The 14,228-nt window shown below is 33.0% G+C and carries 14 protein-coding genes; 11 read left to right on the top strand and 3 right to left on the bottom strand.

The features are described 5' to 3' along the window. The first annotated feature begins 372 nt into the window (after positions 1-372). The 6 genes from WNY78_RS18645 to WNY78_RS18620 all read left to right on the top strand — a co-directional run bounded on the left by WNY78_RS18645 (position 373) and on the right by WNY78_RS18620 (position 5,672). Complete coding sequence (locus WNY78_RS18645) at positions 373-951, top strand: TetR/AcrR family transcriptional regulator (protein WP_342874737.1); 579 nt, start codon at positions 373-375, stop codon at positions 949-951. Between the two features lies 1 nt (position 952). Further along, positions 953-1,618: an NAD(P)H-binding protein gene (locus WNY78_RS18640; protein WP_342874736.1), complete on the top strand. Its 666-nt coding sequence runs from the start codon at positions 953-955 to the stop codon at positions 1,616-1,618. A 12-nt stretch (positions 1,619-1,630) separates the two neighbouring features. Then, a complete protein-coding gene (locus tag WNY78_RS18635) occupies positions 1,631-2,629 on the top strand; it encodes an NADP-dependent oxidoreductase (RefSeq protein WP_342874735.1) in 999 nt (332 codons plus the stop codon). Positions 2,630-2,657: 28 nt separating this feature from the next. Further along, a complete protein-coding gene (locus WNY78_RS18630; RefSeq protein WP_342874734.1) occupies positions 2,658-3,818 on the top strand; it encodes an iron-containing alcohol dehydrogenase in 1,161 nt (386 codons plus the stop codon). A gap of 15 nt (positions 3,819-3,833) precedes the next feature. Continuing rightward, positions 3,834-4,640 (top strand): type 1 glutamine amidotransferase domain-containing protein, encoded by an 807-nt coding sequence (locus tag WNY78_RS18625; RefSeq protein ID WP_342874733.1) that lies wholly within the window; start codon positions 3,834-3,836, stop codon positions 4,638-4,640. 213 nt (positions 4,641-4,853) lie between these two features. Further along, positions 4,854-5,672 (top strand): SDR family oxidoreductase, encoded by an 819-nt coding sequence (locus WNY78_RS18620; protein WP_342874732.1) that lies wholly within the window; start codon positions 4,854-4,856, stop codon positions 5,670-5,672. Between the two features lie 181 nt (positions 5,673-5,853). On the opposite strand, the gene WNY78_RS18615 is transcribed toward WNY78_RS18620, so the two are convergent. After that, positions 5,854-6,780 (bottom strand): EamA family transporter, encoded by a 927-nt coding sequence (locus WNY78_RS18615; protein WP_342874731.1) that lies wholly within the window; start codon positions 6,778-6,780, stop codon positions 5,854-5,856. A 188-nt stretch (positions 6,781-6,968) separates the two neighbouring features. After that, a complete protein-coding gene (locus WNY78_RS18610) occupies positions 6,969-7,160 on the bottom strand; it encodes a cold shock domain-containing protein (protein ID WP_342874730.1) in 192 nt (63 codons plus the stop codon). Between the two features lie 176 nt (positions 7,161-7,336). Between WNY78_RS18610 and WNY78_RS18605 the strand changes: the two genes are divergently transcribed. Continuing rightward, entirely contained in the window at positions 7,337-8,257 is a 921-nt protein-coding gene (locus WNY78_RS18605; protein ID WP_342874729.1) for a M23 family metallopeptidase, read from the top strand. Between the two features lie 9 nt (positions 8,258-8,266). Here WNY78_RS18605 and WNY78_RS18600 read toward each other — a convergent pair whose 3' ends face one another. Beyond that, on the bottom strand, positions 8,267-8,896 hold the full coding sequence (locus tag WNY78_RS18600; protein ID WP_342874728.1) for a hypothetical protein: 630 nt from the start codon (positions 8,894-8,896) through the stop codon (positions 8,267-8,269). 400 nt (positions 8,897-9,296) lie between these two features. Between WNY78_RS18600 and WNY78_RS18595 the strand changes: the two genes are divergently transcribed. The 4 genes from WNY78_RS18595 to WNY78_RS18580 form a co-directional block, all read left to right on the top strand. Further along, entirely contained in the window at positions 9,297-9,749 is a 453-nt protein-coding gene (locus tag WNY78_RS18595; protein ID WP_342874727.1) for a hypothetical protein, read from the top strand. Between the two features lie 274 nt (positions 9,750-10,023). Further along, the gene (locus WNY78_RS18590; protein WP_342874726.1) at positions 10,024-11,346 is read left to right on the top strand and encodes a hypothetical protein; all 1,323 of its coding nucleotides are present in this window, start codon (positions 10,024-10,026) and stop codon (positions 11,344-11,346) included. Between the two features lie 53 nt (positions 11,347-11,399). After that, the gene (locus WNY78_RS18585; protein WP_342874725.1) at positions 11,400-12,863 is read left to right on the top strand and encodes a gliding motility-associated C-terminal domain-containing protein; all 1,464 of its coding nucleotides are present in this window, start codon (positions 11,400-11,402) and stop codon (positions 12,861-12,863) included. Position 12,864: 1 nt separating this feature from the next. Next, a partial coding sequence (locus WNY78_RS18580) for a PorP/SprF family type IX secretion system membrane protein (RefSeq protein WP_342874724.1) occupies positions 12,865-14,228 on the top strand: 1,364 nt, incomplete at its 3' end.

The raw sequence follows: 14,228 nt of genomic DNA, 5'->3' as shown, positions 1-14,228 counted from the left end.
TATCTCTGTCTCTTCGTCACCCTGAACTCGTTTCAGGGTCTCATCATAAAATATATAGCTCTATGTTCTTTTAAGATGCTGAAACTAGTTCAGCATGACGTGTTATTAAAATTCTTGTGATTTAAAAGTTATCGATTTTACAGTTAGCACATTTCCGAAGAAAAAATATAATATCTCTGTCTCTTCGTCACCCTGAACTCGTTTTAGGGTCACATCATAAAATATATAGCTCTATGTTCTTGTAAAATACTGAAACTAGCTCAGCATAAATCGTATCTCTTACATCCTACTTTTTTCATAAACCTAAACCTTTGTTAAAAAAAAGAATGAACGTTCATTTTTATATACATTTGCATAGAAATAAGAATCAAGATGGCAAAACTTCAAAAAAGTATCGATAAACGTAATGCACTTATTAAAGCAACTATTGAACTCGTTAATAACGACGGATTTCATGCTGCACCTATGAGTAAAATTGCCAAAACGGCTAACGTTTCACCTGCTACTATTTACTTGTATTTTGATAATAAACAGGACTTAGTCAACAAAACGTATATCGAAGTAAAAGCAGTATATACAAAGTATGCCTTTGAAACCTATGACAAAAATATGTCTGTAGAAAAAGGGTTTGAACTCATTTGGAAACGTATCGCAGATTTTAAAATAAAAGAGTCTGATAACGCTATGTTTTTAGCGCAATGTGACAATACACCAATGATTGACGAACCTAGTAGAAAAGAAGGTATTAAGCATTTGCAATCACTACTCGACCTTTGGGAACGTGGTAAAAAAGAACAGATTATAAAACCCATATCTGATTATCTTTTATATGCATATTCTATAAATCCATTGTCATTTTTAATGATGGTTCAAAATCGTGACGCATTTCAATTAAATGACACTCATATTCAAGAAGCTTATCAAGCAGCTTGGGACAGTATAAAATTATAACATGAACAAAACGGCAATTATATTAGGAGCTACTGGATTAACGGGTAATCATGTGCTTCAAAAATTAATCAAAGATGAACGCTACAGTAGTATCAAATTATTCTCGCGTTCTAAAATTGAAGGTTTACCAACCAAAGTCACACAGTTTATTGGTGATCTTTTAGAGTTAGAACAATTTAGATCAGATTTTACTGCAGATGAAGTCTATTGCTGTATTGGGACAACCAAAGCTAAAACACCAGATAAAACGCTTTACAAAAAAATAGATTATGGGATTCCTGTAGCAGCTGCCAAGCTTTCAAATGATAATACTATTGCTACCTTTTTAGTGATTTCAGCAATGGGAGCAGATAAAAATAGTAGTACGTTTTACAGCAAAACCAAAGGAGAAATGGAGCATGATGTGTTACAGCAACACATAAAAAATACTCATATTTTAAGACCTTCTTTAATTGAAGGTGATCGTAATGAAACGAGAACTTTAGAGTTTTTGGGCTTGACCGTATTAAAAGTTATTCAGCCTTTATTCTTCGGAAATTTAAAAAAATACAAAATTGTAAATGCCGAAACTATAGCTCAGGCTATGATTGAATTGGCAAATGGAACAACACATTCTGAAGTAATTATCACTTCAGATTATATAAACGCAATAGGACATAACAACTAAAATAAAAAAGACATGATACAAACTATAATATTAAAAAACAGACCACAAGGAAAGCCATCACTTTCAGACTTCGAATTTATAAAAGAGGATATTGAACTCCATATTAATGATGGTGAACTCCTTTTAGAAACACAGTATGTTTCTGTAGATCCATATTTAAGAGGACGTATGAGCGATGCAAAATCCTATGTACCTCCTTTTGAATTAAACAAACCCATTCATTCTGGTGTGATTGCTAAAGTGATATCTTCTAAAAATGATAAGTTCAATGAAGATGATTACGTTTCTGGCATGTTAGATTGGAAAACACAACAAGTTTCTAAAGGCGAAGGACTTCATAAAGTAGATCCTTCTAAAGCAGATTTAAGTGCCTATTTAGGAATTCTAGGTATGACAGGTTTAACAGCATACTGTGGTTTAACACAAATAGGAAAACCAAAAAAAGGTGAAACACTAGTCGTTTCTGGAGCTGCAGGAGCTGTTGGTAGTGTTGTTGGGCAAATTGGTAAATTGTTGGGACTTCACGTTGTTGGTATTGCTGGTACAGATGAAAAGGTAGACATGCTAAAATCTAAATTCGGATTTGATGCTGGTATCAATTACAACACAACTGAGAATATGGCAGCTGCCATTGCTAAAGCAGCACCAAATGGTGTGGACGTCTATTTTGATAATGTTGGTGGCCCAATTTCAGATGCAGTTTTATTCAATATCAACAAATTTGCGAGAATTGTGATTTGTGGAGCCATCTCTGTCTACAACAATACAGAACTCCCAAAAAGTGTGAGCGTACAACCGTTTTTAGTTAAAAATAGTGCACTCATGCAAGGCTTTATCGTCTCTAATTTTGAAGAGAAATTCCCAGAAGCTATCAAATCGTTATCAAGCTGGTTAGCAGAAGGTAAACTTACCTATTCTGAAACAATAGTTGAAGGTTTTGAAAATATCCCACAAGCCTTTATAGATCTGTTTGATGGTAAGAACAAAGGGAAAATGGTAGTTAAAATATAAATCAACTTAAAAAAGAAAAAGAAGACATATGAACAATTTTGAATTTAAAAATCCGACCAAAATAATTTTTGGAAAGAACACGATAGAAAAACTAGAAAACGAAATTCCTAAAGATGCTAAAGTCCTTCTCCTCTATGGTGGTGGAAGCATTAAGAAAAACGGCATTTACGACCAAGTTAAAAAAGCACTCTCTAAAGTAGATGTTGTTGAGTTTGGAGGTATTCCTGCAAACCCAGAATATTCTAAATTAATGGAAGCTTTAAAAATAATTAAAGATGATAACATTACCTATTTACTAGCTGTTGGAGGTGGATCTGTAATTGATGGCACCAAATTTTTATCGGCTGCAGCTTTATATAAAGGTGAGTCACCTTGGGACATTTTAACAGAGAATATTAGAACCGAAAAAGGCATGCCTTTTGGGACTGTATTAACCTTACCTGCAACAGGTTCTGAAATGAATTCTGGTGCAGTCATCACAAGAGCAGAAACGAAAGAAAAGTTAGCCATGGGTGGACCAGGTTTATTTCCTGAGTTTTCTATATTAGATCCTCAAGTGGTAGCTTCTATTCCAGAACGTCAACTAGCAAATGGTTTAACAGATGCCTTTACGCATGTTTTAGAACAATACATGACGTATCCAATAGGCGCTTTACTACAAGATCGTTTTGCTGAAAGTATTTTGCAAACCTTAATTGAAGTCGCACCAAAAGTGTTGAAAGATCCAACAGATTATAAAGCCACTTCTAATTTTATGTGGAGTTGTACGATGGCTTTAAATGGATTAATCCAAAAAGGAGTTCCTACAGATTGGGCTGTTCATGCTATGGGACACGAACTCACAGCATTATTTGGTATTGACCATGCACGAACTTTAGCAGTTATTGCACCAAGTCATTACAAATTCAATTTTGAAGCTAAAAAGGAAAAATTAGCACAGTATGCAGAGCGTGTTTGGAATATTACCGAAGGTAGTACAGATGACAAAGCCTATACTGCTATTGAAAAAACGGTAGATTTTTTCCATGAGTTAGGAATTGATACCAAGTTATCAGACTACACTAAGGATTATGAAGGTACTGCCGAAACCATTTCACAACGTTTTACAGAGCGTGGATGGAAAGGTCTAGGTGAACACCAATCGTTAACACCAGAGAACGTAGAGACTATTGTAAAAATGGCGTATTAAATTTAATATATAACTATGAAAACACTACAAACCTTAGCCTTATTGCTAACAATAATTACAGCATCAAGCTGTAAAGAGAACACAAAGGAAACGACTTCTGAAACAAGTTCAGAAGGACAAACAGAATTAAAAAAAGTACACACAATGAACATATTATTTGTATTAACATCTCACGATAAATTAGGAGATACCGACGAAAAAACAGGATTTTGGGTCGAAGAATTTGCAAGCCCATATTATACTTTATTAGATAAAGGCGCACATATTACAATCGCTACACCAAAAGGTGGTGCTGCACCAATTGATCCAAGAAGTGATGATCCGAGTGCTGCAACAGAAGCAACAAAGCGTTTTGATAACGATGAAGAAGCTCAAAAGCGTATTGCAAACACAACAGTATTAGCAACTATAAATCCAGATGATTTTGATGCTGTATTTTATCCAGGTGGTCATGGTCCTTTATGGGATTTAGCTACAGACGCTAACTCTATTGCTTTAATTGAAAAATTTAATAGCCAAGATAAGCCTGTTGCTTTTGTATGTCATGCGCCTGCTGCTTTAAAAAGCGTTAAAGGAACAGATGGAAAGCCATTAGTAAACGATAAAAAAGTAACCGGATTTACGAATACTGAAGAGGAAGCTGTCGGACTTACAGACGTTGTACCATTTTTAGTAGAAGACATGTTGAAAGCCAATGGTGGCATCTACTCTAAAAAAGGAGATTGGGAAGTGCACGTCTTACAAGATGGCAATTTGATTACTGGACAAAATCCAGCATCATCAGCATTAGTTGCTGAAACCTTGTTGGAGCGTTTGAAATAGTAGTAACACGAATTTATTGATAGTGAAAAAGCCTGTGAACTGTTTAGTTTGTGGGCTTTTTTGTTGTTTTTAATAATTAGTTAATTAAAGATAAAAAATAATATTTTAATGATTTATCATATACGTTAACCATTCCATCTATAAAGCTAATCTCCTAACAGCTTTAATTCTACCTTGAGACAAACAAATAAACTCTCAAAAACAGACATAGATATGAGCAAAACAATTTTAATTACAGGAGCAGGATCAGGATTAGGAAAAGGAACAGCATTAGGTTTAGCGGCTAAAGGTCATAATGTGATTGCAGGTGTTCATAAATGGGAACAGAAATCACGATTACTAGAAGATGCCAAAAAAGCTGGAGTTATAGATAACTTAGAAATCATCAAACTCAATATTCTAGATTTTATGGATTGCCAAAAAGCTTGGGAATACGATATTGATATTTTAGTGAGTAATGCAGGAATAGGTCACTCTGGACCAGTATCTGAAATGCCAGTCGGTTTAATTCGTCAGGTCATGGAAACTAATGTATTTTCAGCATTGGAGTTTGCACAACCGTTTATCAATAGCATGGTAGAAAAGAAAAAAGGGAAATTGGTATTCGTCTCATCTGTTGCTGGATTATCAACAACACCTTATTTAGGAGCTTACAACGCCTCTAAACATGCACTTGAAGCCATTGTACAATCATTAAGACATGAGTTGGTGCCAATGGGAATTTCCGTAGCAACCATAAATCCAGGACCTTTTGATACAGGTTTTAATGACAGAATGTACGACACCTACGCACAATGGTTTAATGAGGAAGAATATTTTACACCTCGTAAAAACATAGAAGCTGCAGCAAAAGCCATGGCAGAAGGTCAATTTGATCCGCAACCCATGATTGATAAAATGATTGAAATAATACCACAAGACAAACATGACTTTAGAACGATCTTACCAACTGATTTTGTAAAGATGTGTAAGGATTATGAGGATAATCAATATGAGATTCAATGTGATAGTGTGGATGAATCTAAGAAGTAAGACTACTGACATATCGAGCGTAGTCGTGAACAATTATCAGACGAACTAGAAACATCTCTAAGTTTCGCTTCGGTACTTTCAATGAAAATGTATTTTCATTTCAGTAATGCTTGATGTGGCCAGTTAAGTTTGATTAAATTTAGAAGTTAAGCTCCTGAAAGAATATCTCTTCAGGAGTTTTTTATGGTTTACCTTTTGAAATTTCTTCTTTTGGAAGTACTCGTTTCCGCGATGTGATAAAATACACACCTGTTAATAATACAATTGCAGCAATGATTGATTGCGTGCTTAATTTTTCGTCTAAAACATACCAACCTAAAATCATCGCTACAATAGGATTGACGTAGGCTGATGTGGCGACTTTTTCCGTAGAAACCTGTTTTAAGAGATAATTAAAAGCAGTAAATGCGCCAATACTTCCAAAGGTGATTAATGCTAACATGGCTAATTGTACTCTTGGACTCCAAGTTAATGGTGAACTCCACTCCTCGCCTAACGATAAACTTACTACAGCTAATAAAATACCTGCAATTGCCATTTGATATCCTGTACTTACCAAATAGTTTTTTGGGACATCTGCTTTTGCAACATAAACGCTTCCATAACTCCAACCTAAAACACAAGTGAAAATCATAAAAATGCCTAAAAGTGTTTCTTCATTGGTGACTAATTCTTGTTGACTTATTAGTAAATACATCCCAATAATCCCAAGAGCAACACCTATTAAAGATTTGGGTTGCATTTTTTTGTTATCCATTAATCGCATAAGCAACAATACAAATAAAGGTTGTGTTGATGCTAATAATGCACCAAAACCACTATCTATATATTTTAAAGCCCAAACGAAGACACCGTTTCCGTAGACTAAAAATAGAAATCCAACTAGTGTAGAATTGAGTAATTGTTTCTTGGTAATGTAAAGGTTATACTTTAAAGCTTTAGCAATTGCAAAAATTAAAACGCTCGCAATAGAAAATCGAATAGCTGCCAAAAACAAAGGAGGTAATTCGGTGACCGAAATTTTATTAAGTAAATACGTAGAACCCCAAATCACATAGATACCAATAAACGCTATAATGATTAAAGTTTTAGTACTTGGTTTTTGCATGCTTGAGTTGCGTTAATGATACTAATTAAGATGATTTAAATTCAAAGGTTTTGTAATGATGATAAAGTAAGAGTATTTGGTCAAGTAAATATACTTTATAATTATACATAAATTAGTTTTTCAATTTTTTAAAACAAAAAAAGCCCATCAACTAGTGATGGGCTTTCTAAATTGTGGTTAAGCGTATGTTAAATAACTTTTACGTTAATCGCGTTTAATCCTTTTTTTCCTTCTGTAAGATCAAATTCAACTTCATCGCCTTCACGAATTTCATCGATTAATCCTGAAATGTGAACAAAATGTTCGGTGTTTGAACCTTCTTCTGTTATAAATCCGAAGCCTTTAGCGTCGTTGAAGAATTTTACTGTTCCTTTACTCATAATTGTAATATAATTTATTTATTAATACTAAATGACATTCAACAATGATGCCACGAATACAAATATAAGAAATTACCAAAAATGAATAAAATTTTACCAACAATACATTAGTGCTTTGTAACGTTTATAATTTTTATATCTTCGGAAACTGAAAATCAAAATCACTATTTCAACTTATGAAATCAATAATTTCTCTCTTCTTAATTACATTATCCTTAAGTGTTTATGCTCAAAAAAAGCCTCAGGTCTCTATCATTGATATTCCCGAATTTAATTTTAAAACAGTCGAGAAAGATTCAGTTAAACCTGTATTAGTTGTTGTTAAGGACACTATTATTCCTCAAGATATCAAAGCTGAGTATTGGGATCACACGGTTTATAATCCGTATAATGATGATGTAGATGTTACATTTCCGTTGAAAATAGAATTCAAAGATTCTACATACCACTCACCTATTGAAAAAAACAAAGTCGTAACCTCACGTTATGGCTGGAGAAGAGGACGAGCACATAAAGGTATTGACATAGATTTGGTAACAGGAGATAGTTTATATTCTATGTTTGATGGCATTGTAAGAATGTCTCGTTATAGTAGAGGTCATGGAAAAACAGTGGTTGTGAGACATTTTAACGGACTAGAAACCGTGTACGCACATTTATCTGAATATGGTGTAAAAGAAAACGATACGTTAACTAAAGGTCAATATCTTGGTAAAGGTGGTGTCTCTGGAAATGCACGAGGAAGTCATTTACATTTAGTCGTTAATTATAAAGGTGTGTCTATAAATCCAGAATATCTATTTGAGTTTAATAATCAAAATACAATTAGAGCCAATGAACTTTGGGTTACTAAAAAATGGACACGTCCTATTTATCATAACTCCAAAAAGGAAAGTTTAATAAAACCACTTTTGTCTGAAGAAGAAGCTATTGCTAGTCTTGTGAAACAAAAATCTATTTACGTTGTTAAATCTGGTGATACTTTGTCACGCATTTCAAAACGTAATAATGTGTCTATTACTTCAATATGTAATACGAATACTATAAAACGTAATTCGGTACTTAAAATTGGTCAGAAGTTAGTTATTGAAAAATAAGTAGATGTCTTAATTTGAGGCAACTGTATTTGAAGTTAGTACAATATTCTTCTCTACAACTAACATATTATCCTGTTTAGTAGGTTTCAATATTCTCGTTGGATCTCCTTTTTTAGCGATTTTTTTACGACATAGCTTCGTGAGCATTGGATCACTATCAAAATAGAAAGACGCTATATCATATGCTGGTTTAGAAGGTTCTTTAATTGCTGGAAATAATTGAGATAGCTGATTGTAACGTCTATCATTTCCTGGTACAAATGTGTAAAAGGTATAACGACCATTAGCATCTGTTTTTATCCAACCTCTATGGTGAGCATAACGTTTATCGTTATTTTTTCTTAAATCAAAATCACCATCTTCATCTGCTTGTTCAATATATAAGATGATACCTTCAGCTGGAGTTACACCATCACTTTTATAAATGGTACCTGTAATTTTTAATGGTTGTTGCTTAGTCTCAAAATCTGGAATACTATCTGTGGCACTTAATTGTTGTGCATTATAATCATATATAGGATGACGTTCTAAGTAGTTTTCTTTTTGTGCTTCGGAAATATCTGAAGTTTCTTGTGCTATAACTGTTTGTTGAAGTCCGAATAAACAGAAGAAAGCATAAAGGGCTATTAATTTTTTCATTGCGTTAAGTATAAATTCAATCAAATTTGGCCGAATTATATCATAAACCCTTAAAAATCTTATCAATGAACTATTTAATGCGATAAAAAGACAGACCATGCAAAATTTAACGATTAAATGATGCCTTTTTATGAACAAAAAACTGAAAGATTAGAATATTATTAAAAATGAAATAGGTTAAAATAATCTATTAAAAAGGAGTAATTTTTGTAATTAATTAAACAAAAAAACAAAAAGTATTTCATCGGACAAATATGCTCTTAATCCACTAAATAAGCCTTTTATCCAAGAAATGTGTATTTCATAGAAGAAAATAATTTGCAAAAAAACACAAAATTAAGTTGGTTTTTTTAATAAATTGTATAGATTTGTCTCACCTAGATCTATAAAAAACTAAAAAATGAAAACAAAATCTACATTATGTATTGCTATTTTCTTTCTAATGGCAAGTATAACTTTCGCTCAAAAAAAGAATAAAGAAATTACTATTATTGATGGTAAAGTCAACATTTCTAAATATCACAGTTTCGCCCAATTAGATAAAATGTCTAAAGGAGAATTACTAAAATTATATAGTGAACGTATCCAAGTTATAGTAAATATTTTACCAAATATTGCTTTTGCTACAAAACCAGGTGTTACTATGGCTTCTCTTGGTATACCAGAAACTAAAGAAAACAAAAAAGCATTAGAAATAAATCGTGATGCATCTGTTGAGTATTTTGATAGTACTGTAGAATTTCAAAAGAAAATATTACCGTATTCTGATACAAGAGATTTAATAGCTGCTATTTTATTTTACGAAGAAACACTAAAATCATTACATACCTATAATGATTTTAAAACAGACTAATTAAGTATTTGTTTAGTCACAAAATTTTAAGCCTCAGTAACTTCTACTGAGGCTTTTTTGTGTCTTATAGTCTTCAAATTTTTAACTATTTGATTGTACGCAACTTATCATAATCTGATTTTTATAAAAATATACATAATTATGTTGTAGGAAAATACTTCAATATCATATATATTTACGTATTTCGTCGATATTATTTGCGTTTCGTAAGTATTTATGCTATTTTTGGTTATATAAATTAGCACCCAATAATCTAATTAAACAATTACCTGCTATGAAAAAAATTACTCTACTTACATTAATCTCATTCCTAGTGTTTGGCAATATGTTTGCTCAGCAAGAAAAAGGAATAATTGGTTATAATAATTGGTTAAACCCTTGGACAGAATTCAAACCGAACAAAGTTGAGTATGGTAAGCCAACTCAAATACTTAGTGGTAATATCACTAAAAACAAAAAATTACTAAAGAGAGATGTATATCTTTTATTAGGTGATGTTTTTGTAACAGATAGTTCGACATTAACTATTGAACCTGGTACTGTAATTATTGGTGATTTCAAAACCAAAGGTTCTCTTACAATAAGCAATGGCTCAAAGATTATTGCAGAAGGTACCTCAACAGATCCTATCATATTTACGTCTAGTAGAAGTGTAAAAAAGCCTGGTGATTGGGGAGGATTATTCATTCTTGGTGATGCGCCAACAAATGCGTTTGGTAGTGAGTCTGCTTTAAATTATGGTTTAAGACCATCTATCGCTAAATCCTTAAGTTATGGAGGTGATAATCCAGATAGTAGCTCTGGTGTTTTAAAGTATGTGCGATTAGAATTTGCAGGAAAAAGAACAAAAGACTATGGCTATTTTAGTGCACTTACTTTAGCTGGTGTTGGTCAACAAACTATTGTAGAAAACATTATGGTAAGTTACTGTGAAGGTGATGCATTCAATGTTTTAGGTGGTAAACTTATTCTAGATCAATTGGTGTCTTACAAGTCTACTGGTAATGATTACAAATTTAATGATGGTGCTCAAGTTTGGATTGCAAACTCTTTAGCAATTAGATCTCCTTATATTTCTAGTTCAGATGTTTCAAGATGTATTTATGTGGCTGATTATGATGCAAAAGATGACATCGATTTTAGTAAAGAACAAACGTTTGTTGCAGCTGCAAATTTAACACTAATAAACCTAAGCTCTGATTTAAAAAACGATATCAATCTAGGTTTAGTAAGTGAAGCAATTTACATTGGCGCAGATTCTTCATTCTCAATAGATATGAGTGTGATATCTGGATTTAATCCTGCTGTAATTCTTGACAATAAAATTGATATCAACCAAGAAAATTTATCGAAGTTAAAATTTACAAGAACCTACTTTAATAATTGTAAAGGAAACATCTTTAGAAATGGATTTTCTAATAATGCCGATTTAGAAAACTGGTATGGTAGTCGCTCTTTTGATAACGTATATTCTAAAGGTCCAGACTCAGAAACTTTTATTGATGCTAACAACAAAACTCGTCCAGATTTTAGATTAAGAATTAATGGAATCTACGCTTCTAACGATTTAATTGATGATGATGATGATGAAGATTAATAACAAAATAAGAACAACCTGCTTATAGAATAAAAAATTACGCCCCAAACCTAATGTATAACTCAAATTTTGTAAATAGAATAGTCTTCGGACTTTTTGTTTTCCTACTTTTTTCTTCGGAAAATCTAAACGCACAAATCGTGATTGGTTCACCCAATTTAGGATTCAGTCAAGCATGCGCTAGTGATACATTTAATACCTATAGTACAACTTTTGTTTTTTCTCCGGAAAATGGTTTAAACGCTTCAAATCAGTTCTCAATAGAGTTGTCTGATGCAGATGGCGATTTTTCTAGTGCAACAGTTATATTTACTTCAAATCCTGGTGCAGTTACTACATCACCAGCAACGTTAAATTTCTCATTACCTACAACAACAGCTGGAGAAGGTTATAGAATTAGAATTAAAAGTAGTGCTCCAGCAGCAACTAGTTCTGGTTCTACGACATTTGCAGCCTATTATAAAATACAGGATTCACCGTTTTCTATCAATAATTTAGTATCAACAGGTGTATACTGTTCTGGAGGAAGCTATTTACTAACAATTGATAATCCTGGAACAGGATCAAACGATTCTCCACTTAACTATCCTAACCTTACTTATAAATGGTATAAAGAAACTGGACCAACAACATCAGTTTTTATTTCAGATGGTCCTACCCTAACTGTTAGTCAGCCTGGAACCTATTTTGTTGAAACAAATTATGGCACATGTACATCAGATTCTTTTTCAAATCGAGTTGCAATTAGCGAAGTAACAACAGGTAATTCCGATGCAGGAATTTCTTCTAGTTTAGGAAATCCGTTTTGTCCAGCAAATGGATCTACAACATTAACTACAATTACTGGTAACACTTACCAATGGTTTAAGGATGGAAATATTATAGTTGACGCAACATCACAAATGTATGACACAAGTGAATCTGGTACGTATGCAGTACAAGTAGATTTAGGTGATTGTATGGCATCAGGTGAAATTGTACTTATAAGTGAATTATTTGATGGATCTATTAATGTGTCTGAAATAGAAACTATTGAAGAAGACGAATCACTTTCAGTAGTAGTAACTACAAATGCTAATAATCCAGAGTTTGAATGGTATTTAGATAACGTCTTAATCGCTAATGTTTCCGAAGATAATTACGACGCAACACAATTTGGAACTTATAAAATTATTGTAACAGAAACCTCTGGTTGTGTTGGCTCAAGAGAATTTATTTTTGAATTACAGGAAGCTTTTGACCCATTTCCAGATGTAGATAAAATTCCAAATATCATCAGCCCAAATGGAGATGGAATAAATGATACATGGATGATTCCTTTGTTGTATACAAGTGGAACAAATACAAACGTCATGATTATGACCAATACAGGTAAAGTGGTGATGCAAACCGATAACTATGGCAACAATTGGCCAGAAAATAATCTAAATTTAAATAGTGTTAATCAAGTATTTTATTACGTGATAACAACGAGTGATAACGACACCAAAAAGGGGTCAATAACGGTAATCAAATAATATGAAAACACGTCTTTTTGTTTTAGTATTATGTATCTGTTCTATACAGATGTTCTATTCTCAAGAAGATGATGGAGTGGTTTCGCTTGACCTACCAGCAAGGAACTCATTGACATTTAATCGTTTTGCTATTAACCCAACATTCAGTTTTGTTAGAGAGCAATCTAAATACATCAGTTTTAATAATAAAAGAGAATGGGTAGATTTCGAAAATGCACCTCTCACCTATTTAGGAAGTTATTCTGGTAGATTTGGAGAAAATATTGGTGCAGGAATTGGCGTATTTCAACAAAATTATGGTGTATTAACGACGTTTGGAGGTATGGTCAATTTCGCCTATAATGTACAATTACAAAAAGATAGCAACTTAACGTTTGGTTTAAATATTGGTGCTTATAAAAGTGGAGTTAATACAGGAAATGTTATTACAAATTTTGATGATCCTTCATTACAAAACGTACCAGAAAACTTCTTACTGACTGTAAATCCTGGAATTAATTATGGAATGGGATTTTTAGATTTTGGTGTATCGATCAACAATTTAGCTTTATATAATTTTGAAACCTCAACGCTTATTGAAGATAATCCACAGCAAAGTATTCAAGCTCATATCATGTACACAGGTTATATGATGTCAAGTCGTGGATTCTTTGATGAAAGCAAGTTTACAGGTTTGTTTAGATCAGAATTTCAAAAAGAAGAAACTATTATTTCTGCTATGGCAATGCTTACTGTACCTAAAGGGATTTGGGCACAAGTAGGTTACAACACACGCTATGGTGTGTCTGGAGGAATAGGCATCAATATCACTTCACAAATTGCATTAGAATATAATTATGAAAAAGCCCTTGGTGATTTATCAACCTTTGGTAATTCTCATGATTTCACGTTGGCTTATAGATTTAAAAGTAACAATAGATACGATTATAGTAGTGGTGACGAGGTTGGAGGTTTGCTAATTTCCGACGAGAAGAAAAAGCCAAAGATTGCTAAAATTACAAAGCTTAAAAAAGAAGTTGTTACTAATGTTCCTTCGGAAAATGATACAACTGCAAAATTGGCTGCTGAAGAAAAAGCTAAAGCTGACAAAGATGCTGAAACGAAATTATTAGCAGAACAAAAGGCTAAAGCACAAGCAGATGCTCAAGCGAAACTACTAGCAGAACAAAAAGCTAAAGCACAAGCGGATGCTCAAGCGAAACTATTAGCTGAACAAAAGGCCAAAGCACAAGCGGATGCTCAAGCAACACTATTAGCAGAGCAAAAAGCCAAAGCACAAGCGGATGCTCAAGCTAAACTACTAGCTGAACAAAAGGCCAAAGCACAAGCGGATGCTCAAGCGAAACTATTAGCTGAACAAAAGGC

The organism is Psychroserpens sp. AS72 (assembly GCF_038900375.1).
In the GTDB taxonomy this organism is placed as follows: Bacteria; Bacteroidota; Bacteroidia; order Flavobacteriales; family Flavobacteriaceae; genus Psychroserpens.
Note: the sequence above shows the minus strand (reverse complement) of the source record. Positions and strands in the feature narration are given on the sequence as shown.

Bases quoted from the DNA above. Each gene is read 5' to 3' on its own strand.
- WNY78_RS18645 (WP_342874737.1), top strand. From the start codon at position 373: ATGGCAAAACTTCAAAAAAGTATCGATAAACGTAATGCACTTATTAAA.
- WNY78_RS18640 (WP_342874736.1), top strand. From the start codon at position 953: ATGAACAAAACGGCAATTATATTAGGAGCTACTGGATTAACGGGTAAT.
- WNY78_RS18635 (WP_342874735.1), top strand. From the start codon at position 1,631: ATGATACAAACTATAATATTAAAAAACAGACCACAAGGAAAGCCATCA.
- WNY78_RS18630 (WP_342874734.1), top strand. From the start codon at position 2,658: ATGAACAATTTTGAATTTAAAAATCCGACCAAAATAATTTTTGGAAAG.
- WNY78_RS18625 (WP_342874733.1), top strand. From the start codon at position 3,834: ATGAAAACACTACAAACCTTAGCCTTATTGCTAACAATAATTACAGCA.
- WNY78_RS18620 (WP_342874732.1), top strand. From the start codon at position 4,854: ATGAGCAAAACAATTTTAATTACAGGAGCAGGATCAGGATTAGGAAAA.
- WNY78_RS18615 (WP_342874731.1), bottom strand. From the start codon at position 6,780: ATGCAAAAACCAAGTACTAAAACTTTAATCATTATAGCGTTTATTGGT.
- WNY78_RS18610 (WP_342874730.1), bottom strand. From the start codon at position 7,160: ATGAGTAAAGGAACAGTAAAATTCTTCAACGACGCTAAAGGCTTCGGA.
- WNY78_RS18605 (WP_342874729.1), top strand. From the start codon at position 7,337: ATGAAATCAATAATTTCTCTCTTCTTAATTACATTATCCTTAAGTGTT.
- WNY78_RS18600 (WP_342874728.1), bottom strand. From the start codon at position 8,896: ATGAAAAAATTAATAGCCCTTTATGCTTTCTTCTGTTTATTCGGACTT.
- WNY78_RS18595 (WP_342874727.1), top strand. From the start codon at position 9,297: ATGAAAACAAAATCTACATTATGTATTGCTATTTTCTTTCTAATGGCA.
- WNY78_RS18590 (WP_342874726.1), top strand. From the start codon at position 10,024: ATGAAAAAAATTACTCTACTTACATTAATCTCATTCCTAGTGTTTGGC.
- WNY78_RS18585 (WP_342874725.1), top strand. From the start codon at position 11,400: ATGTATAACTCAAATTTTGTAAATAGAATAGTCTTCGGACTTTTTGTT.